Origin of the sequence: Streptococcus sp. IsoGale021 (genome assembly GCF_031142795.1) — a bacterium.
Classification (GTDB): domain Bacteria; phylum Bacillota; class Bacilli; order Lactobacillales; family Streptococcaceae; genus Streptococcus; species Streptococcus hominis.
This window is the reverse complement of record NZ_JAKZJH010000006.1, coordinates 20,732-46,441: the sequence shown is the minus strand read 5'-3', so window position 1 is coordinate 46,441 and position 25,710 is coordinate 20,732. Positions and strand designations below refer to the sequence as shown.

The window sequence follows — 25,710 nt, the reverse complement described above, 5'->3', positions numbered from 1 at the left end:
AATAAATAGACTAACATTCTTCTATTATAGCACGATTTTTCGTGCAAACAAGCGTGGATTTTTTAAAAAGAAACAAATTCTCTTGACAAAAATTGGTCTATACCATATAATATGGTTAAGTAAAGAAAAGGAGCTCAACGATGAGAATTATTCAAGTAGAAAATCAAGCAGCCGGTGGCAGAGTAGCCTTTGAATTGTTAAAAGAAAAATTAGCTGAAGGAGCAAAAACGATAGGTTTGGCAACAGGAAGCAGTCCTTTGAGTTTTTATGAGCAAATTGTTGAAAGTGACCTTGATTTGTCAGGTTTAACCAGTGTGAATCTAGACGAGTACATAGGATTAAGTGGGGAAAATCCTCAGTCTTATCGTTATTTTATGCAAGAACATTTATTTAATCAAAAGCCTTTTAAAGAAAGCTTTTTACCAAATGGTGTTGCTGAAGACGCGGAAGCAGAAGTGAAACGTTACAACCAAATCTTGACAGAACATCCTGTTGATTTGCAAATTTTGGGAATTGGTACAAATGGACATATTGGTTTTAATGAGCCGGGAACGAGCTTTGATAGTACTGTTCATGTAGTGGATTTGGAGCAATCAACTATTGAAGCCAATGCTCGTTTCTTTGATAAAATAGAAGATGTACCGACGCAAGCTTACTCAATGGGGATTCGGAATATTCTCGATGCAAAATCTATTATTTTATTTGCTTATGGTGCTTCAAAAGCTAAAGCGATTGCAGGAACAGTAGAAGGACCGATTACAGAAGAATTGCCTGGAAGTGCTCTTCAAAAACATGAAGATGTGGTTGTTATCGCAGATAAAGAAGCCTTAAGCATTTTAAAAAAATAAGAATCTATTTCCTATCTAATTTTTAGGTAGGTTTTTTATTATTTAAAAAAATTTCCTTATCTTACAGGAAAAATATGCTATACTAGAAGATAAGTGAGAACTCAGGAGGATTCTAGTGAAAAAGTTGTTAGCTATTTTTTGTTTTTTTGTGTTGTGTGTGGGAACAACCACTATTCATGCGGACGAGTTAGTTGATATGGCGCAAAAAATGTATCCAAACGAGAAGGTCAATCCAATCAATCGTCCGAAATCATCCTTGATAGTAGATGCTAATACGGGAAATATCCTTTGGCAAGACAATATTGATGAAGTTCGTGATCCTGCCAGTATGAGCAAATTGATGACCTTGTATTTAGTTTTTGAAGCAATTCAGCAAGGAAAGTTGAGCGAAAATACAGTTATCAAAGCAACACCACGTGATGAAGCAATTGCCAAAATTTACGAAATTTCCAATAATAAAATTGTGGCGGGAGTAGATTATACTGTCTCTGAATTGATTACGATGACAGCTGTTCCATCTTCAAATGCGACAACTGTTATGTTAGCCAATTATTTATCTAACAATGATCCAGATACATTTTTGGACATGATGAATGCCAAGGCAAAAGAATTAGGTATGACCAATACAAAATGGTTCAATGCTAGCGGAGCTGCAGCTGTTTCTTTCAAAGGCTTGTATACTCCACAACGGTATGATAACAATGCAGCCAATCAGACAACGGCGCGCGATTTAGCCATTTTAGGGTACCATTTCGTCAAGAATTATCCAAATATTTTAAATTACACCAATAAACCAATCGTAACGGTGAAAAAGGGAACGCCGTATGAAGAAACCTTTGAAACCTATAATTACTCACTTCCCGGTGCCAAATATGGCATCGAAGGCGTCGAAGGTTTAAAGACGGGGTCAAGTCCACGAGGAGCTTTTAATTACATCGCAACGATTAAACGAGGTAATCAGCGTTTGATTAGTGTTGTCATGGGAGTTGGAAATTGGGCTGATCAAGATGGAGAATATTATCGTCACCCATTTGGGAATGCTTTGATCGAAAAAGCCTATGCTGATTATGAATATAAAAAAGTTTTTAATGCTGGTGAGCGAAAAATCAATGGAAAGACCTATAAATTATCAAAAGATTTCTATGCCACAGTGAAAAAAGGAACTGCAGCAAAAACGGTTGTGGAAAATGGAGTATTGAAAAACGAGAATGGTTTGGAACAACTTTCTTCGCTCATTTCGAACGGAGAACATGTTACAGAAAAAGGAAGAACAATTAAAAACAGTACAGCTAAATCAACTGTAAAAACTACAACAGCAAAATCTAGCGGAAAAAGTTTGAAGCAACTCTTTTTAGATTATCACATTCTGGTCGCAGTTCCGTTGCTTATTCTTTTGCTCATTGTCGTTTTTGAAGCAACGAAACGTAAGCAAAGAAGAAAACAGCGTACGACTAACGATACACAATTATCTCGTCGTCAGAAACGTTAATTACTCATTTGTAGAATAGAAAGCTCGATTGGTTGATCCAGTCGAGTTTTGTCACCTTTTTTAAGGGGAAGGAAAATCATGTTTAGGAAATTTCAAAATAGCTATTTTGCTTATTTTTTGATGTATGATTTTTATTTTTTATCGTATTCGCTTTTTTCGACTTTAATTTCAGTTTATATGTTGGATAAAGGCTATTCAGCTAGTCAGGTTTCGCTGGTTGTTTCCGCCTCGTTCTTTTCTTCAATGATTGTGCAGCCTATTATGGGTGTTTTGAATGACGCGATTGGCATTAAAAAAGTAACCATTTATAGTTTCCTTCTGATTATTGTGGGAGCAATTTGTTTCATGCAAGCCAATAATCTCTTGCTGTTGACAATTTGGTATAGTGCTGTTTTAATGTTGGTAAATGGTGTCAATCCTGTTATGGATGTGCTGGCGGCTCAAAGTCCTTATACTTATGGGAAAATCCGTATCTGGGGGACTTTTGGTTATGCAATGGGTTCGCAATTGGCAGGATTGATTTATAAATTCATCTCTCCTCAAGTGATTTTCATCGTGTTTATCGGCATGATGTGTGTGAGCATTCTTGGAGTGCTAGGGATTGATCCGAAACACGATCAACCTCGCAAAAAGACTAAACAAACGAAAAATGATTCCTATATTGGACAGATTTTTAAAAATAAAACATATTTGTTTTACCTCGTTATTGTAGCGCTCTATTCTGGAGTGGGAAATACAGGGCATACTTATATTCCTTCTATGTTAGAGCACAGCGGTTTAAGTGTCAATATGGCAACAACTGTGGTAGCTATTTCTGTGATTTGTGAGTCGCCGTTGATTTTCTTTTCTTATCTTTTTATGGATAAGATTCCAATTAAAAAATTGCTCTACATTCCTTTGGGAATTTTGCTTTTACAGTATGTAATTTATGGGTTGGATTTGGGGCTTACCTCCAAGATTCTCTTGACTTTGATGTCTAAGCACGCCACAGGCATGTTGCTGATTATGGTGACTTTGAAGATTGTTGCTAACGTAGTAGATGAGAAATATCTGGTGACAGCCATTGCCCTTGTTCAAACAGCCCGAAATTTGGGAACCATTCTGATTCAGAATATTGCAGGCGATTTGATAGACCAGTCTGGCTATGAAATGATGAGCTTTTTCTTAGCTGGTGTTATGATTGCTGTTATTATTCTTGTGGCGTTTTTAAAAATTCCAGAGCGAAAGAATCAAAACTTATTTGGCTAAAGCAAGAGACGTGTAAAAAAGCTGGGACGAAAGCCTCCAGCTTCATGGCATATTGTATAATAAAGCAATGACAAATTAGTTGCCGGATAAGACTCATGAAGCGAGTCTTAACGTTGTTTGCTTTTTAAGCTCGAAAAAGCACTTTTGATAAAAACGTCGTTTGCGTCATTCCCCACTTTGACAGTCTGAGAGATTATTAAGTAACTTTACGGGTGAGACAGAATTAAAAATTTTCAAATTTTAGTTCTGTTTTACTCTTTTTATTTTACTCGTTGTTTTTTTCCTAAATAGAAAGAGGCACACACAGGCAATCAGGCTGATACATCCATAAACGACTAAAAACGAAAGTGCAATATTAAAAGGCTTGATACCAAGTAGAAAAAGTCCTGTTTTTAAAACACCGTCTATAAAACCAGCAAAGATAAAAGTAGAAACTTTCTTTTTCTGAAAGAAAAGAGGTAAGCTAAAAGGAAAAGTAAATAGGAAGATAGAAAGCGGGCGTGAATCAATGGGCAAAAAGTATACTAAAAAGGCTATTATCGAACAAGTTATAGCAATAATAGGTATATAACTCAAAGATTTTTTGTAAACATTGAAGAAATTTGTAATCATAGCTGAATGAGACGCCCTTTCTTGGATAGAGAAACATGATGTAGATTTTATATTCTTTTTCTTCATTATAGAAATAAATGAGTAGAAAAGCAGGCGCTTTCACAAACTTTGAATCTATTTCTATCACTTTTCCGCATTGCTGTGGCAAAAATATGAATTTTAAAAGCGTTTTCTTAGGAGTATAATAAAAATATCAAAATCAGGAGGATTTTAGACATGTCAACATTTAAAGACGGATTTCTCTGGGGCGGAGCAGTTGCAGCTCATCAACTGGAAGGTGGTTGGCAAGAAGGTGGCAAGGGCATTAGTGTGGCTGATGTGATGACAGCAGCTCGCCACGGGGTTCCGCGTGAAATTACGGCAGGAGTGTTGCCGGGCAAATATTACCCAAATCATGAAGCAATTGATTTTTATCATCGTTATAAGGGGGACATTGCTCTCTTTGCGGAAATGGGCTTCAAGTGCTTCCGAACTTCTATCGCTTGGACGCGGATTTTTCCTAAGGGAGACGAAGAAGAGCCCAATGAAGCTGGTTTACAGTTCTATGATGATCTTTTTGATGAATGCCTCAAATATGGGATTGAACCGGTCATTACTCTATCTCACTTTGAAATGCCTTATCATTTGGTAACCGAGTATGGTGGTTGGAAGAACCGCAAGGTTATTGATTTCTTCGTCCGCTTTGCAGAAGTCGTCTTCAAGCGCTATAAGGACAAGGTCAAATACTGGATGACCTTCAATGAAATCAACAATCAAGCCAACTATCAAGAAGATTTTGCTCCTTTCACCAATTCTGGTATTGTTTACAAGGAGGGAGATGACCGGGAGGCCATCATGTATCAGGCAGCTCACTACGAATTGGTAGCTTCTGCACGGGCAGTTAAAATCGGTCATGAGATCAATCCCGACTTCCAAATTGGCTGTATGATTGCCATGTGTCCGATTTATCCAGCTACTTGCAATCCTAAGGATGTCCTCATGGCTATGAAAGCCATGCAAAAGCGTTATTATTTTGCAGATGTCCATGTTTTCGGTCTCTATCCAGAACATATTCTTAAATATTGGGAAAGAAAAGGTATAAAGGTTGATTTTACCGAGCAGGATCAGGAAGATTTGCTGGCTGGAACGGTTGATTACATCGGCTTTAGCTACTATATGTCCTTTGCCATTGATTCCCACCGGGAAAACAATCCCTACTTTGACTATGTGGAAACCGAGGACCTGGTCAAGAATACTTATGTTCAGGCTTCAGAATGGGACTGGCAGATTGATCCAGAAGGTCTGCGCTATGCTCTCAACTGGTTCACCGATCATTATCACCTGCCGCTCTTTATCGTAGAAAATGGTTTTGGTGCCATTGACAAAGTGGAAGCAGACGGTATGGTGCATGATGATTACCGGATTGACTATTTGGGCGCCCATATACAGGAAATGAAAAAGGCTGTGGTAGAAGACGGGGTTGACCTCATGGGTTATACACCTTGGGGCTGTATCGACTTGGTGTCTGCAGGTACCGGTGAAATGCGCAAACGTTACGGTTTCATCTATGTAGACAAGGACGATGAGGGAAATGGAACCTATGAGCGTTCGCCTAAGAAATCTTTTGCTTGGTATAAGGAAGTGATAGCTTCAAATGGAGCAGCAGTAGACTAAATCGGAGATTATCATGAGTAAAAGAATAACCTATGTCATCAAATTTTCTAAAGGAGTCGCTGTGCCAGACTTGGCTGCCAATCCAGCTATCACCCAGCATTTAACCATTAAGTTGAAAAATGCAGACGGTTTTGTCGTAGACAGTGACATCAATGATGTGAAGATTCAAGAGTTGATAATGTCTGCTTACGGTTTGGAAAAGAAAGATGTTCTGGTTTTATCCAAATTTCCGGGGCTGACAAATCTTTTTTAGACTGCGTAGATAATAAAAGAGCGAGGTTAGATTTTCCTAGCCTCGTTTTTATGAAAGGGGAACATATATGATTGGAAGTATAGCAGCGATATTAACTACTTTTGCCTTTTTACCGCAGGTCATTAAAGTCATCAAAACCAAAGACACAGAGTCTATTGCGCTTGGCATGTATCTGATGCAAGTTGTTGGTATTGCTTTGTGGCTGTTCCATGGTCTGGTGATTGACGATCTGCCTTTGATTATGGCAAATAGCGTGTCTTTGGTTTTATCAGGAACCATTCTCTATTATAAATTAAAATATAAGTAAAAAAGTAACTAAGGAAATATTTCCGTTTCACTACGGAAAAAAATAAGATGGAAGTTGTAATCGTTTTCATCTATAATGAGTTTATAAAATAAATTTTATTTATAAGGAGAAAATCTTATGGCTAAAGTATTGATTATCTGTGCAGCAGGTATGTCATCTTCTTTGATGGCAAAGAAAACAACGGAATTTTTAAAGGGTAAGGGGCATGATATTGAAGTAGATGCTGTTAGTGCGACAGAAGGCGGCAAAGCGATTGCTGCTGCCGAATATGACCTCTATCTCATCAGCCCGCAAACAAAGATGTATTTTAAACAATTTGAAGAAGCAGGTGCAAAGGTTGGAAAGCCTATTGTACAAATTCCACCACAAGCTTATATTCCAATTCCGATGGGAATTGAAAAAATGGCAAATCTTATCTTGGAAAAGATTTAAAGTTTCAGCGCAAAAAAGGATAAAATAGTTCTTACAGATGTGGAAGGAGAACTGTATTGCTACATCAGAAAGAAAAATTGATTCTGCAATCCTTATTGGAGAACAAAAATCACTATATGACGAGTAAGGAGTTAGCCAAGCAGCTTTCTTGCTCTGATCGTACGATAAGAACTTATCTGAAATCCTTGATGGACTGGAATCCTCATGAAACAGGCTGGAAAATTATTGCCAAGCAAGGTTATGGCTATAAATTAGAACTGCAAGATAAAGCCCTTTGTCAAGATTTTATACAGGCTGAACTATTGACCGAGGTAAATGCTGCTAAGACTGAAAATATAGAAGATCGCTACAATTACATTTTAAACAAATTGCTTTTTGAGCAAGAGAAGCTTTATTTTGACAATTTGGCAGAAGAATTATTTGTCAGTCGGTCAACCTTGTCAGCGGATTTTAAGAAAATCAGAAAAGACTTGGCAAAGTATGACTTACAAATCGAAAGTAAAGCCAATCGAGGTGTTTATGTAAAGGGAAGTGAGCGCAACAAGCGTCGATTTATCATGGATTATTTTTTCCGTGATAATTTCTTTCAAAGTTTGCATAATTACATCACGATTGAAGTTCCTGGTCGGCAAATCAGTTTAGAAGAATTGACGATTATTGTGCTAGATGAATGCCGCGAAAGTTACTTAAAGTTGTCAGATTTTGTCATTCAAAACTTGGTGATTCACATCGCTCTTTCTTTTAAACGAATTGCAGAAGGTTTTCAAATCAATCAAATTGAAAATTGGAATCAAGAAAATTATCTGGCAGAGCGAAAAATTGCGGAGAAAATTTTACATAGAGTGTATCTGGCGACAGGACTGGAATTTCCAAAGGAGGAAGTGGACTATATCACCTTGCACTTGATTTCTAAAGCTTCTTGCCAAGATAATCAATATGCAAAGAAGGATATAAACCAAGAAATCCGCAGGCAGTTACTAGAAGCATTAGAGCAGGTCGAGCATGTCAAGGATTATCAATTTCAACATGACTTCCAGTTAGTTGAGGGAGTTGTCACGCATTTAGTTACCTTACTTGTACGTTTGCAAAATCATGTAGTGCTGGAAAATCCTCTTTTAAAGGACATTCAGCAGCAGTATTCATCTGTTTTAGCGATGACAAGAGAGCTCTTGCAGGCCATGCCGATTTTTTCTAAGGAAAACTTGTCTGATGATGAAATTTCCTACATCGCCCTGCATTTCATGGCCGCCTTGGAGCGGTTAAAGGAAAAGCAAAAGTTTAATATCTTGGTGATTTGTGCAACGGGCTACGGATCAGCGCAAATGCTGAAAAATCGCATTGAGAATGAGCTGGGTAACTTAGTCCACATTGTGGATGTGATTGGCTATTATGAGTTGAGTGATGAACGTCTGAAAAATATTGATTTTATCATTTCATCTATTGATTTATCCAATCTGGTCTTCAGTGTTCCTGTTTTTACAGTCAGCATCTTTTTAAATTCAGAGGAGCTAAAAGAGATAAAACATAAAATGGCTCAGCTGAAACCTGTAGAAAGTTCTTTGATACCAGAAACAGCAGTAATGGTGGATCAAAATGAAGAAAAAATCTTTGATGACTATTTCTCCTCCGCTTGTTTTGTTCTTACTCAAGATGCGACAAAAGAGGTCATCTTACAAGAGTTACTGAGCCAAATGGGACAAGGTGAAGAGCAGGATTTTGTTTCTTGTATGCAGGATTTAATGGAGCAGCGTGAAAAAATGAGCTCGGTTATTTTCTCAGAACAAATCGCAGTGCCGCATCCGATTAAACCGATTGCTAAACATCATAAAATTGGTGTCGCTATTGTAAAAAACGGTCTTCAGTGGAACGAAGAAAATCCTCATATTCGGCTCATCTTTCTTCCATCGCCAGCTATCTATGGGAATGAAGGAATGGCGACGTTGACATCTAAGATTGTGGATTTGTTAGAGCAGCCTGACTTGCAAAAACAGATCTTGGATTGTCAGTCATTTTCAGAGTTTAAACAGTTATTTTTAAAAATAAAGTAAAGGAGATTGTCTATGAATCAGGAAGAATTACAGGTGGCCGCTTTTGAAATTATCTTGCACAGTGGTTCAGCAAGGACAACGGTTCACGAAGCTTTCGCTGATATGCGAGAAGGACACTATGATGAAGCGGCTGAAAAGTTAGAAGCTGCCAATACAGAGCTATTGGAAGCACATCATGCACAAACAAACTTGCTGCAAGAATACGCAAGTGGAACAGAAATCAAAATTGAAATCATTATGGTGCATGCTCAGGATCATTTGATGACAACTATGACACTGCGTGAAGTGGCACTTGAAATGCTTAGCCTTTATCGGAAGGTTGAAAAGTAAAAGAAGAGGTGGGAGGAGTAGATATGACTAAAAAAGAAAAACAAGAATTGGAAGCTAGACGAAAAGAAGCAGCAATTAAAAATATGTACTATACACGCTACTTTTCAGTTCGTTATGCAACAGCCTTTTTCTTCTTTGCCAATCTGTATTGGATGCTCATGTTGTATCTTTCTAATGCTGGCTTAGTTTTGCTGTTGCCTTTGTTGCTAACGATTCTTGCAGCGTTAGCAATGTGGGAACAAACACGAATGTACACCGTTCATCAAAAAGAAGCGACATTAACGCGGTTCTTTTACAATGTTTCTGCCTTAGCAAATGTTTTGCTACTGCTGCTTGTTTTTGCGGGACAGTATCATTTTCTCTTTCCATTTTTTTCGATTAGTACAACCACTGTAACCGTTTTAACGGTTGTACTTTCATTGGGGCTACTTTTAGCCATTCTCATGCTAAGAAAATTAAGTCGAATTCATCACCATACAGACAAGCAATATAAGCGCATTCAAGAATATATTGCAACTGTTCAACGTTAGTTTAGAAACCATATTTCAAACATCATAGGAGGATATATTATGAATAAATTGTTTGAATTTCTAGAAAAGTACCTCATGGGACCAATGGGGAAAGTCTCTACTTGGCGTCCTGTTCGTGCTATTGTTGCTGCCGGAATGGCCAGCATTCCCTTTACAATCGTAGGGTCTGCCTTCTTGGTTCTTAGTGTTATACCGCAGGCCTTTAATCTTCAATTTATTGTTGATTTGTGGGCAAATTCATTTGATAAGATTCAAGCTCTCTACTTGCTAGCTTATAAGTGTACAATGGGGATTTTGTCTCTCTACTTTGCTGTTGTTATTGGATATGAATACACAAAAATTTATGTCGAAGAAGAAGGGCTCAATCTCAATCCACTCAATGGTGGTCTGTTAGCGGTATTTGCTTACTTTTTGACCATTCCTGAATTAACTTATTCAAAAGGAGTGATTTCAGCCGTTACAGGAAAAACAACAATTGGTGGCTGGACTGTTGGCGGAGATAGTTTGACACGTCTGTCTACATCAGGTATGTTTACTGCGATTCTGATGTCCATTCTCGCTGTACAACTATATCGCCTTTGTGTGAAGAAGAATTGGGTCATCAAGATGCCCGAAGCTGTTCCAGAAGGAGTTGCTCGTTCATTTACAGCTCTCATTCCAGGATTTGTCATTGCATTTGCAGTACTTGTCATTAACGGTATCTTTATCCTATTTGGTACAGATATTTATAAAGTTATTGCAATTCCGTTTGCCTTTGTTAGTCATATCACTAACACATGGCTAGGTATCGTTGTGATTTACTTATTGGTTCATGCTCTTTGGATTGTCGGTATTCATGGTGCGAATATCGTTATGGGACTGGTTAATCCAATTTTGCTTGCTAATATGGCACAAAACGTTGACGGCAAATTCATTGCTTATGCAGGTGAATTTACCAACTCTTATGTTACAATCGGTGGTTCTGGTGCGACCTTATTGCTTTGCTTCTATATTGCTTTCCGTGCGAAGTCAGATCAATTACGTATGCTTGGAAAAGCAGCTATGGGGCCAGCTATTTTCAACATCAACGAACCCCTTATCTTTGGTCTACCAATTGTGTATAATCCAATGTTAACCATTCCGTTTATTTTGGCTCCAATCGTCTCTGCTTCCATTGGTTACTGGTCTGTTCAACTTGGACTAGCTGGTAAAGCGATTGCCCAAACACCATGGCCAACACCTATTGGTATTGGAGCTTACGTTGGTTCAGGTGGTAATATTGGTGCCTTTGTAGTTGCACTTATCTGTGCTCTGGCTGCCTTTGTAATTTGGTATCCATTTATTAAGATGTATGATACTAAGTTGTACAAAGAAGAAATGAATAGTGCTGAAGCGATTCAATAAATTTGTTTCCCCTTATAAAAGATTTGAGAAACTTTTTCGGAAGTTTCTCTTTTTTGCGAATAATTTAAGTAAAAGGGGAAAATAATCTATGTTAATGGCTTGTCAGGAAAACGGAAAAATGCTAAATGCTGTGGAAGATAGGGTAAATCCGCTGGATAGATTTTTCTGTCCGGCTTGTCAGGAAGCAGTGCGATTTAAGAATGGCAAGGTGATGCGACCGCATTTTGCTCATATTTCCTTGAAAAACTGCCATTTTTCTACGGAAAATGAAAGTGCAGAACACCTAAATCTGAAAGCTGCTTTGTTTACTTGGGCTAGAAAGTCCAATCATGCGATTCAAGTGGAAGCTTATTTACCAGAATTGCAGCAAATCGCAGATTTGTTAGTTGAAAAACAAATTGCACTTGAAGTTCAATGCAGTTCGCTTAGTCAAAAACGCTTAAAAGAGCGTACGGACAGTTATCGTCAGTATGGCTATCGCGTTCTTTGGCTCTTGGGAAAGAAACTTTGGCTGAAAAATGCCTTGACCAATTTACAAAAGGATTTTCTCTATTTTAGTCAAAATATGGGCTTTCATCTGTGGGAATTGGACGAACAAAAACAGCTTTTGAGGCTTAAATACTTGATTCATGAAGATTTGCATGGCAAGGCGCAGTATAAGGAAAAAATTTTTACTTTTGGCAAAGGAAATCTTTTAGACATCTTTCGTCAGCCATTCTGCAAGCAGGAGATGACGAGTTTTCTGGCAAAAGAAGATAAAAATATTTGCCGTTATGTGCGTCAGCAGCTCTACTATCAGCAGCCCAAATGGATGAAATGGCAAGCAAAATTGTATCAAGCGGGTGATAATTTATTAACCAAAACAGCTAATGACTTTTATCCGCAGGTTCAACCTGTTCGTTCCAGCTCTTTCTGCCAGATTTTTCAAGATCTCACACCTTATTACCAGCAATTTTCAGCTTATTATGAAAAAGAAAAAAATAAAAATCTCCAAATTCTCTATCCCCCAGCTTTTTATGCAAAGATTTTTGGCAATATTTATGATAGAATAGGAAGGACGGAGGAAATTTTATGGCAAAACAAAGAAATGAAATTGAAGAAAAATACACTTGGGACCTAACAACGATTTTCCCAACAGATGAAGCTTTTGAGGCAGAGTTAAGTCAAGTTTCAAAAGAATTAAAAGAAGCCAGCAGCTTAGCAGGTCATCTTTTGGATTCGGCTGATAGCCTTTTAAAAACAACAGAAATCCAATTGGACTTAATGCGTCGCATAGAAAAGCTCTATTCCTATGCTCACATGAAAAATGACCAAGATACGCGCGTGGCAAAATACCAAGAATACCAAGCCAAGGGTATGGCTATTTATAGTGAATTCGGACAGGCATTTGCTTTCTATGAACCAGAATTTATGGCAATCACAGATAAGCAATATCAGACTTTCTTAGCTGAAAAGCCCGAATTGCAAATCTATCAGCATTTCTTTGATAAGCTACTGCAAAAGAAACCTCACATCCTTTCTCAACGTGAGGAAGAATTGTTGGCAGGTGCTGGTGAAATCTTCAGTGCTGCGGGTGATACTTTTGGAATTTTGGACAATGCCGATATTGTCTTTCCAACCGTACACGACGAAGAAGGAAATGAAGTGCAATTGACGCACGGAAATTACATTAGTTTAGTGGAGTCGAAAAATCGTACAGTCCGCAGGGAAGCTTATGAAGCGCTTTATAGCGTCTATGAGCAATACCAACACACTTATGCTAAAACACTCCAAACGAATGTTAAAGTTCATAATTACAATGCCAAAGTTCGTAATTTTTCTTCTGCGCGTGAAGCTGCCTTGTCTGCTAACTTTATTCCAGAAAGTGTTTATGATAGCTTAGTGTCTGCGGTCAACAAACATTTGCCACTCTTACATCGCTATATTGCGCTACGTGCAAAGATTTTAGGTCTTTCTGATTTGAAAATGTACGACCTCTACACACCATTATCAGAAGCAGATTATAAATTTACTTATGAGGAAGCCTTGATGAAAGCAGAAGAAGTCTTAGCTATCCTTGGAGAAGATTATCTAGGTCGAGTAAAAGAAGCCTTTTCAGATCGTTGGATTGATGTTTATGAAAACCAAGGCAAGCGCTCTGGGGCTTATTCTGGTGGTTCTTACGATACCAATGCTTTTATGTTGCTCAACTGGCAAGATACGTTGGACAATCTTTTTACGCTGGTTCATGAAACTGGTCACAGCATGCATTCCAGCTACACTCGTGAAAATCAGCCGTACGTTTACGGAGATTATTCTATTTTCTTAGCTGAGATTGCTTCTACGACCAACGAAAATATCCTTACGGAGAAATTATTGGAAGAAGTAGATGACGATCAAACCCGCTTTGCGATTCTGAATCATTTCTTGGACGGTTTCCGTGGAACTGTTTTCCGCCAAACTCAATTTGCCGAGTTTGAACATGCCATTCACAAAGCTGACCAAGAAGGTCAAGTCTTGACGAGTGAATTTTTGAATGATTTGTACGCAGATTTGAATGAAAAATATTATGGTTTGACGAAAGAGGACAACCCACAAATTCAATACGAATGGGCACGGATTCCGCATTTCTACTATGATTACTATGTTTTCCAATACTCAACCGGTTTCTCAGCTGCTTCTGCCTTAGCTGATAAGATTGTTAACGGAACGCAAGAAGATAAAGAGAAGTATCTCAACTACTTGAAAGCAGGAAATTCTGATTATCCGCTAAATGTCATTAAAAAAGCTGGTGTTGATATGGAAAAAGAAGACTATCTCAATGCTGCCTTTGCAGTCTTTGAGCGTCGTCTTGATGAATTTGAAGTACTTGTAGAAAAGTTAGGATTGGCATAAAATGGTCGAATCCTATAGTAAAAATGCTAATCACAATATGCGTCGTCCCGTTGTCAAAAAAGAAATCGTCGATTTTATGCGGACACGGCAAAAACAAGTTTCGGGCTCTTTAAAAGAGCTCGAAACTTTTGCTCATGCAGAAAATATTCCCATTATTCCTCATGAAACAGTTGCCTATTTTCGTTTTCTATTAGAAACTTTACAGCCAGAAAAGATTTTGGAAATTGGAACAGCCATTGGCTTTTCAGCTCTTTTAATAGCAGAACATGCACCGCAGGCTCAAATTACAACGATTGATCGCAATCCAGAAATGATTGCTTTTGCTAAAGCGAACTTTGCTAAGTTTGATAAGCGCAAGCAAATTACATTGCTGGAAGGTGACGCAATGGATATTCTTCCTAGTTTGAAAGATTGCTATGACTTTGTCTTTATGGACTCTGCTAAGTCCAAATACGTTGTCTTTCTGCCGGAAGTTCTGAAGCGCCTTGCTTCAGGAGGGATTATCATCATAGATGATGTTTTTCAGGGTGGTGATATAGTGAAAGACATTAAGGAAGTGCGTCGAGGTCAACGAACGATTTATCGAGGGTTGCACCAATTATTTGATAAAACACTAGATCAACCTGACTTGACTGCAACTTTGTTGCCTCTTGGTGACGGCATTCTGATGATTAGAAAAGAATGAGATTCTTAATATTTTCCTAAACTTTCACAGTTTTTAGGAAAATTTAAGATATTAAATCTATTTTATGGTACAATAAGAAAGTGAATTAAAAAAAGGAGTTTTCATAATGAAGAAAAAAATTCTAGCAGGAGCTATTACGCTTTTGTCAGTTGTAACATTAGCGGCGTGCTCGCAAGCTGGTGGTAAAGATATTATCACAATGAAAGGAAATACAATCACTGTCAATGATTTCTATGACAAAGTAAAAAATAATGCAGCTGCTCAACAAGTACTTCTCAATATGACCATTCAAGAAGTTTTTGAAAAGAGCTATGGTAAACATGTTACAGAAAAAGAAGTCAATGAAACGTTCAATAAGAGTAAGAGCACTTACGGAACTGCTTTCCAACAAGTATTGGCAAGAGCAGGATTGACGGAAGATACTTATCGTGAACAAATCAGAACCAATAAATTGGTCGAATATGCTGTCAAAAAAGCAGCTGAAAAAGAATTGACAGATGCAAATTATAAAAAAGCATACGAATCTTATACACCAGAAGTGACTGCTCAAATCATCAAAGTTGACAGTCAAGACAAGGCAAAGGAAGTGCTGGAGAAAGCCAAAGCTGAAGGTGCTGATTTCGGACAAATTGCTAAGGAAAATTCTACGGATACCAAGACCAAAGATAAGGGTGGGGAAGTGAAGTTTGACTCAGCTTCGACAGATATTCCAGATGCTGTTAAAAAAGCGGCTTTTGCCCTTGAAGCAAACGGTATTTCGGATGTTATCACCGTTAAATCATCAACTTATTCTTCAAGTTATTATATTGTGAAACTAAATAGTAAGTCTGAAAAATCAGCGAATTGGAAAGACTACAAGAAACAACTGAAAAATGTTATCTTGACACAAAAGCAAAATGATCAAACCTTTATCCAAAAAATTGTTGCCAAAGAATTACAAGCAGCCAATATTAAAGTGAAAGATCAAGCTTTCCAAAGTCTATTCTCACAATATGTTAAGTCAGATAACAAATCAACATCTAACTCGTCATCTTCATCAAAATAAGTTGACGAAATGCTCATAAGCGAGTATAATAAATCTATTGAGAATTGATTTTTGATCTCTTAGCCCAGAGAATTGGCGGTGCTGCAAGCCATGTGAGAGCTAAAATCATGCTACTCAGAGAAAAAATTGCATACATAATGAGAATGACAAGTTCATTGAATGAAGGTGGTACCGCGGTTTTTCGCCCTTCGTCTAGTGGACTTGTCTTTTTGCGAGGAATCGTCATGAAGACCTATCTTGTAAAACAAAAATTTCGCTTTGGTGGTGAGAAGTTTGACATCAAAGACGATCGTGGAAACATTGAGTATCAAGTGGAGGGGAGCTTTTTAAAAATTCCCAAAACCTTTACGATTTATGATGACAAGGGTGAAGTAGTCAGCCAAATTCAAAAGACTGTGCTAACCTTCTTACCTCAATTTGAAATTCAATTGCGCAATGGTTCGAGTTTTTATATCCGTAAAAAGCTTACTTTTTTACGAGATAAATATGAATTTGATAACTTAGGTCTGCGCATCGAAGGGAATATCTGGGATTTGGAATTTCGTCTGCTGGATGCGCAGGGGCAAGTGATTGCAGAGATTTCAAAAGAGCTCTTGCACCTGATGTCCACTTATCAAGTTGTGGTTTATGAAGATGCCTACGCGGATTTAGTGATTTCATTGTGTGTGGCTATTGACTATGTAGAAGCTTTTGAAAGTAGTTCTTAAAACTCACATGGGCAATAGAAAAATCAGTTAGAGAAATGTTTTAAGGAGAAGAAAATGAAACAATTATCAAGTGCTCAAGTACGCCAAATGTGGCTAGATTTTTGGGCTTCAAAAGGTCATGCTGTCGAACCGTCTGTTAGTCTAGTACCAGTCAATGACCCGACCTTGCTGTGGATTAATTCTGGGGTTGCAACGTTAAAGAAGTATTTTGATGGGACTATTATTCCAGAAAATCCACGGATTACCAATGCGCAGAAAGCGATTCGGACGAACGATATTGAAAATGTCGGAAAAACAGCGCGGCACCATACCATGTTTGAAATGTTAGGAAATTTTTCTATTGGTGATTATTTCCGTGATGAAGCAATTGAGTGGGCCTTTGAACTTTTAACTAGCCCTGAATGGTTTGATTTCCCGAAAGATAAGCTCTATATGACTTATTATCCGGACGATCATGATTCTTACAATCGTTGGATTTCAGTTGGTGTCGATCCAAGTCATTTGATTCCAATTGAGGACAATTTCTGGGAAATTGGTGCAGGACCTTCTGGGCCCGATACAGAAATCTTCTTTGACCGCGGGGAAGCATTTGATCCTGAACATCAAGGACTTCGTTTACTTGCAGAAGATATTGAAAATGATCGTTACATTGAAATTTGGAATATTGTTTTGTCTCAATTCAATGCTGATCCAGCTGTTCCACGAAGTGAATACAAGGAGTTGCCTCACAAAAATATTGATACGGGTGCAGGCTTAGAGCGTTTAGTGGCTGTCATCCAAGGGGCAAAAACAAATTTTGAAACAGACCTCTTTATGCCAATTATCCGCGAAGTAGAAAAATTATCCGGTAAGAATTATAATCCAGACGGAGATAATATGAGCTTCAAGGTCATTGCAGACCATATCCGTTCGTTGTCGTTTGCTATTGGGGATGGTGCTCTTCCAGGAAATGAAGGACGGGGCTATGTTCTGCGTCGTTTGCTCCGTCGTGCTTCGATGCATGGTCAAAAATTAGGGATCAATGAGCCTTTCCTTTATAAACTCGTTCCAACTGTTGGAAAGATTATGGAAAGCTATTATCCAGAAGTGCTTGAAAAGCAAGATTTTATCGAAAAAATCATCAAAAGTGAAGAAGAATCCTTTGCTCGCACGCTTCATTCAGGTCAACACTTTGCACAAAGCATTGTAGAAGAGTTAAAGGCAAAAGGACAGTCTGTTATTTCAGGAACGGATGTCTTTAAACTGTACGACACCTATGGTTTCCCAGTAGAATTGACCGAAGAAATTGCTGAAGAAGCTGGTATGACAGTAGACCGCGAAGGCTTTGAAGTTGCTATGAAAGAGCAGCAAGAACGCGCACGGGCTAGTGTTGTTAAAGGTGGCTCTATGGGCATGCAAAATGAAACCTTGCAAAACATTACAGCTGAAAGCCACTTTAACTATGAAAAAGAGGCTTTATCTGCGAAGTTGGTTGCGATTGTGGCAGCTGACGAAGAAGTTGAAGAAGTTTCAACTGGGAAGGCTTACCTTGTTTTTTCAGAGACACCATTTTATGCTGAAATGGGGGGACAAGTGGCAGACCATGGACACATTTTTGACTCTGAAGGTCAACTCATTGCCCAAGTTGTAGATGTTCAAAAAGCCCCAAATGGACAACCGCTCCATACGGTAGAAGTGGTAGCACCACTCACGCTAAACCAAGAATATAAGCTTGAAATTGACCACAATCGTCGTCACCGTGTTATGAAAAATCACACAGCGACACACTTACTTCATGCGGCTCTTCACAATGTTTTAGGTAAACACGCAACGCAAGCAGGCTCTCTTAATGAAGTAGAATTTCTTCGCTTTGACTTCACTCATTTCCAAGCAGTTACAGCAGAAGAACTACGTCGCATTGAGCAAGAAGTCAATGAAAAAATCTGGGAAGCCATTGACATCAAAACGATTGAAACAGACATTGATACGGCTAAAGAAATGGGAGCAATGGCTCTCTTCGGTGAAAAATATGGCAAAGAAGTTCGTGTGGTGACAATTGGAGATTATTCTATTGAGCTGTGTGGTGGTACTCACATGAAGAATACTTCTGAAATTGGTCTTTTCAAGATTGTCAAGGAAGAAGGAATTGGCTCAGGAACTCGTCGTATCCTCGCCGTGACGAGCAAAGAAGCGTTTGAAGCTTACCGTGAAGAAGAAGATGCTTTGAAAGATATCGCAACAACTTTGAAAGTTCCGCAAATGAAAGAAGTTTCGCGTAAAGTTGAGGCTTTGCAAGAACAACTTCGTCAATTGCAAAAAGAAAATGCTGAACTGAAAGAAAAAGCAGCAGCCGCTGCTTCAGGTGAAGTCTTCAAGAATGTTCAGGAAGCTAATGGACACAGCTTTATTGCCAGCCAAGTTTCTGTGTCTGATGCAGGTGCTCTACGCACTTTTGCAGACACTTGGAAACAAAAAGACTATTCAGATGTTCTTGTCCTTGTGGCAGCTATTGGTGAAAAAGTGAATGTCCTTGTGGCTAGCAAGACAAAAGATATTCACGCTGGCAATTTAATCAAGGAACTTGCTCCAATCGTAAATGGTCGTGGTGGTGGTAAACCAGATATGGCTATGGCTGGAGGAAGCAACCAAGCAGCTATTCAAGAATTACTTGCAGCTGTTCCTGAAAAATTGTAATGTCATATTACTTTAAGCGAGATAGATCTGTGCTTGGCTCTACAAGGATTTCAAAAAATGAATTCTAAGAGAGTTGCATAAAAATCATACAAAAAACGAACAGTTTCGATATTCTGTTAGTCAGAACATCGGAATTATTCGTTTTTTTATTATTTGTACTGTTAGGTTGTGGTGTTTTATAAAGATTTTCTTACGATTCGCTCACATTTTTATAACTCAATGATTTTGTCATATCGTTTAAGAGTTTCATCTGAGTAATGATGAATGACTTCAATAACGGTTTGATGAAGAGAGAATAAGACATCTTCAATTTCTTGAGCCGTTTGTTTATCCAAATTGGATTTGACCTCGTCAGCTAAAATGAAATCTTTCTCGTAATAGAGACTTCTAGCAATCTCTAAGCGTTGTTTTTCACCGCCAGACAAGGATTGATTGGTGATTCCATTTTTCTCTTTTAGATAGGGCAGACGAACCTTTGTCAGAACATCTTCTATTTTTTCATGATTGATAGGTTTTCCTAAGCTAATATTTTCATAGAGGCCCAAATTATCAAAGTAGTAACTTTCTTGCAGAATGTATGAACCGATTTGCTGCCTCGCTTCTTGATTTAGCTCTTGGTCATTAAAGGTAATATGACCAGAATCCGGCTGTAAAACTCCAAACAACAAATTTAACAAGGTTGTTTTTCCACTGCCACTCTCTCCAATAATAGCAACCTTTTCACCAGCATTTATGGTAATAGAAAAATCGGATAAAATAATGTTTCCTTGATGACTGAAAAAGACGTGTTCACATTTTATTGGGAAGTAATTTTCAGGAGAGATTGTTTCATCAGCTTTTGTTCTTTCAACCAAAAATTGATATTTATCACATAGATTTTTGCTGGATTTTCGAGTATTGATAAAGTAAGAAAGCTCTTGAAATTGATAGCCGATATTGTAAGAGACAAGATAAATCGCTACAAAGCTAGCAGGCGTCAGTCTGCCATAATAAGTCATAAAGCCACCAACAATAATGGGACAAATAGAGCAAAATACATCAATAGTGTTGATGAGGATATTGTTAATGGTTCGCTGTTTTTCAAAATGAACATTCTGCTCAATATTTTGAGAGAGTTTTTGCTGAAAAAGAGTGTAAAAGAATGTTTGACTATGGTAATTTTTAATGACTCGAACACCTACTATAAAGCTGGACAGCAAAGTTATGTAGCTCTGATTGACTTCTGATTTTTGCTTAGAAAGCTGGTCTAGCTGTTTGGAGCCAATACCACTACACAGAGCTGGAATGGCATAGAAAATGATGAAAATTGCTCCTAGCTAAAAATTTGTCAGTAAAGCATAAATGATAGAAACACAGGTGAAACCTAAAGAACCAATGATAATCAGAGTGGATTCTACATAATTTTCCTCAATTTGCTTTACATCATTTTCCAAGTCAGAAAGAATATCTTCATTTGCCAGTTGATTTTCATACAAAAAAGTAGCAAACATCTTTCCTTTTATATTTGCATTGAAATCTACAATGACTTTTGCATAGAAATAGCGTTTGCCTGCCAAACCTAAGACAATCAGCATATTTCCAAGAATTCCCAACATCAAGATTTGCCAGAGAATTTTTAAATTTTTCGTTTGAAAACTATCAATAATCATCCGAACAAGCGTTGGGTTTAAAACTGACTCAACCCATGTCAGCACGATAAACAGAAAGTAAATCGTCAGTAGTTTTTTTGAAATAAATCGTTTCAGCATATCTGATAAATCCTTACAGAACATGTGAATACTTTAAAAACTCTCAAAAATCTGTTTGAGAGTTTTTAAGCGCGCCGTAGCAATTTTTTAATCAAACTGAGAATTTTAAATTTAAGTGGTTGTGGATAATAGCGGAAGGTGCCCATTTTGCGAACAATGTAGCCATTGAAGTTTTGTTTGAAACGGAGAACGCCGTCAGACCCGTCGAAAATTCCTGTAATACCAAGAAAATTATAAAAAGGAATACCTCGCTTGATAGCTTCTTTCATGACATATTCTTGGAGAAGTGCTGGGGCGTAGAATTTGTTAAATTCAGGATAGGAACCACTAAAGAGGTAAGTCGCTTCCTGTGGTGTATAGATAAAGAGGCTGCCTGCAAGAACTTGGTCTTCTGTTCCATATTTATCTATCAATTCTTGCGCTTCGGCTTTGCGTGTTTCAAAACTTTCAAATTGGCTAGAGAATTCACGCAGTTGATTGTGCTTCTTCTCTGACTGAGGATTTTTTTCTAAATCCGCTTCTAATTTTTGAATTTTTTGTCTGAGTTTTTTTTGATCATTTTGCAGATGTTGCAGATAATCTTGAAAATTAAGCGTTGCAATCATAAAGTCCGCTTGATTACCAAAAGCATCGTAGAAATCTTGGTAGTAATCCAAAGGTTTGTCACTATATTCACGTCGCTCGGAAGTGGCAGAAGTGATTTCTTTGAAAATATTTAATTCGTCTCGTTTCAGCTTTTTTAATTGAATGCCGAAAGTATTGGCCTTTTTTACAGTCGATTTACCATTTTTGCTAAAGGAATTAAGCAATTTATCTGTTGTAATTCCAGTCAAATCTTTGACATAGTGCCAATCAGGTTCGCCACCTGGATAACCTGTCTGCAAGCCATCAAATTCATAACCTAAGTCTGTCAAATCTTTTATCAATTCTGTTTTTTCGAGCGAAGTAGGCTGTCCATTACTGTCAAATATTTGATAAGTTTCATAAGGTTTGACAATTAGCTCTAAAGCACCATTTTCTTTGGCGTAGGTCTTGAGTTCACGGTAAAAGTGTTGCAGGTCGTGAGGATTTGTTGAAACAGGACCGCAATTGATTTCCATGTGAAGTCCGCCTGTCATGGGCATACTGTAGAGCACGGCTGAAATGGTTAATTCACCGTGTTCATTTGTGTGACCGACATATTGGCAAGTAAAACCGCGTTTCGCTAAGAGTTTTTCCATTTCTACTGTTTGCATAAAAGAACGTTGATTGCAAGATGCGCTATGGTTTACAAATTCTTCCTGACTAAGTTGTCTGAATGTCATACGATTCCTTTCTTAGTGTTTGCTGCGGAATTTCTTTCTCAAAGTATAAGCAAGGTTAGAGAGATGATAGAGTGGATTGGTTGGCAAGTTAAACTCTCCGACAAACTCTTCAATAGTTGGATTGAACTTGGACTTAAAGTGATAAAGCCCGCCGTCTAAATCATTTTCAACACCGCCCATGTTTTGCCAGTCCGCTCCACGGTCGAAGGCGTGTTTTGCTGTTTCATACCAAGTGAGGAGAGCTGGCTGGTAGCGGCGGTACTCTTCATCCATTCCAGCATAGATATTTTCAGAGGTAGCTCCATATTCTAGAACTAAAGTTCCAGATAAAGGCACGGTTGTTACACCTTGAGCTATTTTTTCTGATAAGAAATCCATTTCTTCTTGCAGCCGTTTTTGTTCTTGCTTGTTGTTTTCAATTTTACCAGGCTTAGTTTTTTCAGTGAATTTGCTGGCTTCTTTTTCAGCCTTAACTTTTTGAGCTTGGAGACTTTCCAGACGCTCGTTTAAGTCAATGCTTGCAAGTGTGATATAGGAATGCTCAGGGTAAGTATCCAGCAGTTTTTGATAGTAATCCTGCCCGCGTAGATGAATGCTTTTCCGATTCTCTGTTTTTTTCATCAAAGCAGAGAAATCATCCAAAAGCTCTTTGCCACCAAATTGGACTTGAATACCTTTGTTGCGTGCGGTGCGAATGGCTTGACGTGTGCTCTTCGATAAAAGTTCTTCGCTGAAATTGTCCTTATAAATATTTGCTTGAAAACGTGGTTGAATCGTTTCATCAAGTGATTCTGTCCGTCCCACCCAAATCGCTCCAGCTTTCTGGAGATTTTGAATCACGTCAAGTGTTTCTTGCTGTTCTTTTCTGTCTTCTCCAATTTGAGCCTGCACGAGGAAAAGACTGGGATCAAACTTGATAAAAAGAGCTTTTTTAGTTTTGGCAAATTTTTTTAAAGAAGTCAGAACAAAGTGTAGCAATTCCTGATCTTGATAGTCCATAATAGGGCCACGCGGAATATAAAGCATGGTCATACTGAGCGGCAAAGGCTTGATGAGAATGCTAGCAGAAGCCACTAATTGGTCATTCCTGTAAAAACCAATTCGTTCATTGTCCCAATTATCTTTGACCTTTGCCCAAGAAGCGCTTTGAAGCAAATTGGTTTGAGAACTTTTCTTAACAAAATCATCGTGTTCTTGAGCAGATATTCCGATTTTATAAGTGTACATTAGTTTAAAACCCACTCTCTAATAGCGTATGCAACGCCGGATTCATCGTTTGATTTGGTAATATACTTGGCAATTTTCTTCAACTCGTCAGTCCCATTTTCCATTACAACAGGATTTCCCACGACTTCTAGCATTGCACGGTCGTTTTCTTCGTCTCCGATTGCCATGGTCTCCTCTTTTGTCAATCCTAATTTTTCTGCTAGATGCACGACTGCAGCTCCTTTGTTGACATTTTTTTTGACAATTTCTAAGTAAAAAGGTGCAGATTTCACGAGTGTGTACTTGTCGTACAATTCTTTTGGAAGTTTAGCGATTACTTGATCCAAAATTTCTGGTTCGTCAATATACATGATTTTGACAATTTCTTTATCTACCATTTCTTCTGGAGTGCGGTAGTAGACTGGCATATTGACCAGCCCAGCTTCATAAACGGTGTATTTTCCAATGTTACGGTTAGCAGTATAAATACCGTCCTTAGTGATAGCGTGCATGTGAACCCCTAGCTTGCGACTGAGGCATTCGATATCCAGATAATCTTCATAGGACAAAGGTTCTTTGATGTATTCTTCCCCAGTGACTGTATCTTGAACCAGCCCGCCATTGAAGGTAATGACATAATTACCTGGCTCATTTAGATGTAATTCTTCGAGCAAATTTCTCACTCCTGGAATGGGACGTCCGGTTGCAATGACAATCTTTACTCCAGCAGCTTTGGCATCTTGTACAGCAGAAAAAACTTCTGGTGTGACTTCTCTTTTGTTGTTTAATAAAGTTCCGTCAATGTCAACGGCAATTAGTTTAATGTTCATGTTCGTGTGATTCTCCATAAATAAATTGATCGTTTTTGATATACGACAAGAAAGTCTTACTATTTTCACTAAAAAGTCCAGCTTCTTTTAGCATTTCTTTTGGAAAATAGAAACGGTTGTCGCCATGCCTTGTGCCTGCTAATGTTTCGACGATAGGGGATAAAGTGGATAACTCAGCGAGGCTACCATCCTTTTGGATAATTTCAATCTGAGTGCGTGGTTTTTCGACATCTGGACGATAAAAATCATAAGGCAGATCAAAATTGCGGTGAATAGCGGTATAGTAGTCAGGGTCAAAACCGACTTCTGCAACCAAATCCCGCATAACATTCAGATATTTCTCATTTTCTTTTGAAAAAATAATGGATTTAAAGACTTTGCGGTTGATGAAACGCTGTGCCAAGTCAGACAAAATCGTATCAGGGCTTGTCATCCAGACCTGGAAATAAGTATTCATCACACCGTCATCCAATGCTAAATAATCTTTCAAGGTTACCCGCTTTTCAAAGAAGGGAATGAGGTTGGGAGAAGAGAGTACAAAATAGTCTTTCTGCTTTTCATAGAGAAATTTTGCTCGCTTGAGCAAGTTTTGCAAGAGCACTTCCATTGCCCGACTAGCAGGGTGAAAATAAACCTGCATATACATCTGGTAGCGACTGACGACATAGTCTTCCACGGCATGCATACCATTGCGTTTGAAAGCGATACCATTTTCAACAGGACAAATAACGCGCAAAATCCGTGTTAAATCAAATTGCCCATAAGAAGCGCCTGTGTAGTAGGAGTCTCGCAAGAGATAGTCCATGCGATCGACATCAATCTGACTGGAAATGAGCTGCACCACCTGTTTGTTTGGATAGGTGTGATTGATAACGCTGGCTACTTTTTCCGGAAAATCAGGCGAAACTTGAATGAGAACTTGGTTAATCTCTGTTTCAGGGTTTGTGATAATCTGGCGTGTAATTTCCTCGTGGTCAGTATCAAAGAGACGCTCGAAAGTATGTGAATAAGCACCGTGACCTACATCGTGCAAGAGTGCTGTTGCCATGACAAGTAAGCTTTCATGACGATCCCAAACCTCTGGATATTTTTCGTCAAATATCTTTGTGATTCGTCTTGAAATTTCATATGCTCCGAGGCAATGCGAAAAACGGCTGTGCTCGCCTCCGTGAAAAGTATAGCCGGAAGTTCCTAACTGTTTAATGCGGCGCAGTCGTTGAAATTCTTTGGTGTTTATTAAATCATAGATGACTTGGTGATCCACATGAATGTAATTGTGGACGGGATCACGAAATACTTTTTCAATCATGGTTCTATTATACCACATCTCGTCTAGCAGTCCAAATAACAAAGTAGTCTATAAACTCTTAAAATAGCGATTCAAACTTGCTGTTTTAATTCAAAAATTCTCCCATTCAGAGCTATGGTAAAATAAAAGTATAAGAAAAAATGGGAGAAATATTTTTGATTTTCTGCTAAAATGAAAAAAGAAATAGGAAGACGAG

General features: G+C 38.2%; 21 protein-coding genes and 1 pseudogene. 17 read left to right on the top strand and 5 right to left on the bottom strand.

The annotated features are described in order from the left end of the window. Positions 1 to 140 precede the first annotated feature (140 nt). The 17 genes from RG565_RS05720 (at position 141) to alaS (ending at position 19,117) form a co-directional block, all read left to right on the top strand. Entirely contained in the window at positions 141 to 848 is a 708-nt protein-coding gene (locus RG565_RS05720; RefSeq protein WP_003028166.1) for a glucosamine-6-phosphate deaminase, read from the top strand. 115 nt (positions 849 to 963) lie between these two features. Next, complete coding sequence (locus tag RG565_RS05715; RefSeq protein WP_247937226.1) at positions 964 to 2,337, top strand: DUF1958 domain-containing protein; 1,374 nt, start codon at positions 964 to 966, stop codon at positions 2,335 to 2,337. Between the two features lie 78 nt (positions 2,338 to 2,415). Further along, positions 2,416 to 3,585, top strand: coding sequence for an MFS transporter (locus RG565_RS05710; protein ID WP_247937227.1), 1,170 nt, complete (start codon positions 2,416 to 2,418; stop codon positions 3,583 to 3,585). A gap of 828 nt (positions 3,586 to 4,413) precedes the next feature. Then, on the top strand, positions 4,414 to 5,850 hold the full coding sequence (locus RG565_RS05705; protein WP_195322737.1) for a 6-phospho-beta-glucosidase: 1,437 nt from the start codon (positions 4,414 to 4,416) through the stop codon (positions 5,848 to 5,850). 13 nt (positions 5,851 to 5,863) lie between these two features. Continuing rightward, positions 5,864 to 6,103, top strand: a complete 240-nt coding sequence (locus RG565_RS05700) for a hypothetical protein (RefSeq protein WP_003040324.1) — start codon at positions 5,864 to 5,866, stop codon at positions 6,101 to 6,103. A gap of 67 nt (positions 6,104 to 6,170) precedes the next feature. Continuing rightward, on the top strand, positions 6,171 to 6,410 hold the full coding sequence (locus RG565_RS05695) for a SemiSWEET transporter (protein WP_070671149.1): 240 nt from the start codon (positions 6,171 to 6,173) through the stop codon (positions 6,408 to 6,410). Positions 6,411 to 6,527: 117 nt separating this feature from the next. Continuing rightward, positions 6,528 to 6,842, top strand: a complete 315-nt coding sequence (locus tag RG565_RS05690; RefSeq protein WP_195322738.1) for a PTS cellobiose transporter subunit IIB — start codon at positions 6,528 to 6,530, stop codon at positions 6,840 to 6,842. A 56-nt stretch (positions 6,843 to 6,898) separates the two neighbouring features. Further along, a complete protein-coding gene (locus tag RG565_RS05685) occupies positions 6,899 to 8,890 on the top strand; it encodes a transcription antiterminator (RefSeq protein WP_247937228.1) in 1,992 nt (663 codons plus the stop codon). Positions 8,891 to 8,902: 12 nt separating this feature from the next. Beyond that, positions 8,903 to 9,220: a PTS cellobiose transporter subunit IIA gene (locus tag RG565_RS05680; RefSeq protein ID WP_003040460.1), complete on the top strand. Its 318-nt coding sequence runs from the start codon at positions 8,903 to 8,905 to the stop codon at positions 9,218 to 9,220. Positions 9,221 to 9,243: 23 nt separating this feature from the next. Continuing rightward, complete coding sequence (locus RG565_RS05675) at positions 9,244 to 9,750, top strand: hypothetical protein (RefSeq protein WP_003040282.1); 507 nt, start codon at positions 9,244 to 9,246, stop codon at positions 9,748 to 9,750. A gap of 39 nt (positions 9,751 to 9,789) precedes the next feature. Continuing rightward, positions 9,790 to 11,133 (top strand): PTS cellobiose transporter subunit IIC, encoded by a 1,344-nt coding sequence (gene celB / locus RG565_RS05670; protein WP_003039958.1) that lies wholly within the window; start codon positions 9,790 to 9,792, stop codon positions 11,131 to 11,133. An 88-nt stretch (positions 11,134 to 11,221) separates the two neighbouring features. Beyond that, positions 11,222 to 12,253, top strand: a complete 1,032-nt coding sequence (locus RG565_RS05665; protein ID WP_247937229.1) for a competence protein CoiA — start codon at positions 11,222 to 11,224, stop codon at positions 12,251 to 12,253. Next, positions 12,205 to 14,007: an oligoendopeptidase F gene (gene pepF, locus RG565_RS05660; protein ID WP_247937230.1), complete on the top strand. Its 1,803-nt coding sequence runs from the start codon at positions 12,205 to 12,207 to the stop codon at positions 14,005 to 14,007. The genes RG565_RS05665 and pepF overlap by 49 nt, the downstream gene beginning before the upstream one ends. 1 nt (position 14,008) lies before the next feature. Further along, positions 14,009 to 14,692 (top strand): O-methyltransferase, encoded by a 684-nt coding sequence (locus tag RG565_RS05655; protein ID WP_247937231.1) that lies wholly within the window; start codon positions 14,009 to 14,011, stop codon positions 14,690 to 14,692. Between the two features lie 106 nt (positions 14,693 to 14,798). Beyond that, on the top strand, positions 14,799 to 15,737 hold the full coding sequence (prsA, locus tag RG565_RS05650) for a peptidylprolyl isomerase PrsA (RefSeq protein ID WP_247937232.1): 939 nt from the start codon (positions 14,799 to 14,801) through the stop codon (positions 15,735 to 15,737). Between the two features lie 137 nt (positions 15,738 to 15,874). Then, entirely contained in the window at positions 15,875 to 16,444 is a 570-nt protein-coding gene (locus RG565_RS05645) for an LURP-one-related/scramblase family protein (RefSeq protein ID WP_180363947.1), read from the top strand. Between the two features lie 54 nt (positions 16,445 to 16,498). Continuing rightward, positions 16,499 to 19,117, top strand: a complete 2,619-nt coding sequence (gene alaS, locus RG565_RS05640; protein ID WP_247937233.1) for an alanine--tRNA ligase — start codon at positions 16,499 to 16,501, stop codon at positions 19,115 to 19,117. Positions 19,118 to 19,326: 209 nt separating this feature from the next. Here alaS and RG565_RS05635 read toward each other — a convergent pair. From RG565_RS05635 to RG565_RS05615, 5 genes and pseudogenes are all read right to left on the bottom strand, one after another. Then, a pseudogene (locus tag RG565_RS05635) lies at positions 19,327 to 20,865 on the bottom strand (ATP-binding cassette domain-containing protein). 65 nt (positions 20,866 to 20,930) lie between these two features. After that, positions 20,931 to 22,169 carry an aminoacyltransferase gene (locus RG565_RS05630; protein ID WP_247937234.1) on the bottom strand — a complete coding sequence of 413 codons (1,239 nt, stop codon included), beginning with the start codon at positions 22,167 to 22,169 and terminating at the stop codon, positions 20,931 to 20,933. A gap of 12 nt (positions 22,170 to 22,181) precedes the next feature. Continuing rightward, the gene (locus tag RG565_RS05625) at positions 22,182 to 23,396 is read right to left on the bottom strand and encodes an aminoacyltransferase (protein ID WP_247937235.1); all 1,215 of its coding nucleotides are present in this window, start codon (positions 23,394 to 23,396) and stop codon (positions 22,182 to 22,184) included. Further along, complete coding sequence (gene yidA / locus RG565_RS05620; protein ID WP_126406711.1) at positions 23,396 to 24,205, bottom strand: sugar-phosphatase; 810 nt, start codon at positions 24,203 to 24,205, stop codon at positions 23,396 to 23,398. Before yidA ends, RG565_RS05625 begins: the two co-directional genes overlap by 1 nt. Beyond that, a complete protein-coding gene (locus tag RG565_RS05615; protein ID WP_247937236.1) occupies positions 24,195 to 25,514 on the bottom strand; it encodes an HD domain-containing protein in 1,320 nt (439 codons plus the stop codon). The genes yidA and RG565_RS05615 overlap by 11 nt, the downstream gene beginning before the upstream one ends. Between the last annotated feature and the right edge of the window lie 196 nt (positions 25,515 to 25,710).

Excerpts from the sequence above, each read along its gene's own strand:
- RG565_RS05720 (WP_003028166.1), top strand. The coding sequence starts at position 141 with ATGAGAATTATTCAAGTAGAAAATCAAGCAGCCGGTGGCAGAGTAGCC.
- RG565_RS05710 (WP_247937227.1), top strand. The coding sequence starts at position 2,416 with ATGTTTAGGAAATTTCAAAATAGCTATTTTGCTTATTTTTTGATGTAT.
- RG565_RS05705 (WP_195322737.1), top strand. The coding sequence starts at position 4,414 with ATGTCAACATTTAAAGACGGATTTCTCTGGGGCGGAGCAGTTGCAGCT.
- RG565_RS05700 (WP_003040324.1), top strand. The coding sequence starts at position 5,864 with ATGAGTAAAAGAATAACCTATGTCATCAAATTTTCTAAAGGAGTCGCT.
- RG565_RS05695 (WP_070671149.1), top strand. The coding sequence starts at position 6,171 with ATGATTGGAAGTATAGCAGCGATATTAACTACTTTTGCCTTTTTACCG.
- RG565_RS05690 (WP_195322738.1), top strand. The coding sequence starts at position 6,528 with ATGGCTAAAGTATTGATTATCTGTGCAGCAGGTATGTCATCTTCTTTG.
- RG565_RS05680 (WP_003040460.1), top strand. The coding sequence starts at position 8,903 with ATGAATCAGGAAGAATTACAGGTGGCCGCTTTTGAAATTATCTTGCAC.
- RG565_RS05675 (WP_003040282.1), top strand. The coding sequence starts at position 9,244 with ATGACTAAAAAAGAAAAACAAGAATTGGAAGCTAGACGAAAAGAAGCA.
- celB (WP_003039958.1), top strand. The coding sequence starts at position 9,790 with ATGAATAAATTGTTTGAATTTCTAGAAAAGTACCTCATGGGACCAATG.
- RG565_RS05665 (WP_247937229.1), top strand. The coding sequence starts at position 11,222 with ATGTTAATGGCTTGTCAGGAAAACGGAAAAATGCTAAATGCTGTGGAA.
- pepF (WP_247937230.1), top strand. The coding sequence starts at position 12,205 with ATGGCAAAACAAAGAAATGAAATTGAAGAAAAATACACTTGGGACCTA.
- RG565_RS05655 (WP_247937231.1), top strand. The coding sequence starts at position 14,009 with ATGGTCGAATCCTATAGTAAAAATGCTAATCACAATATGCGTCGTCCC.
- prsA (WP_247937232.1), top strand. The coding sequence starts at position 14,799 with ATGAAGAAAAAAATTCTAGCAGGAGCTATTACGCTTTTGTCAGTTGTA.
- RG565_RS05645 (WP_180363947.1), top strand. The coding sequence starts at position 15,875 with ATGAGAATGACAAGTTCATTGAATGAAGGTGGTACCGCGGTTTTTCGC.
- alaS (WP_247937233.1), top strand. The coding sequence starts at position 16,499 with ATGAAACAATTATCAAGTGCTCAAGTACGCCAAATGTGGCTAGATTTT.
- RG565_RS05630 (WP_247937234.1), bottom strand. The coding sequence starts at position 22,169 with ATGACATTCAGACAACTTAGTCAGGAAGAATTTGTAAACCATAGCGCA.
- RG565_RS05625 (WP_247937235.1), bottom strand. The coding sequence starts at position 23,396 with ATGTACACTTATAAAATCGGAATATCTGCTCAAGAACACGATGATTTT.
- yidA (WP_126406711.1), bottom strand. The coding sequence starts at position 24,205 with ATGAACATTAAACTAATTGCCGTTGACATTGACGGAACTTTATTAAAC.
- RG565_RS05615 (WP_247937236.1), bottom strand. The coding sequence starts at position 25,514 with ATGATTGAAAAAGTATTTCGTGATCCCGTCCACAATTACATTCATGTG.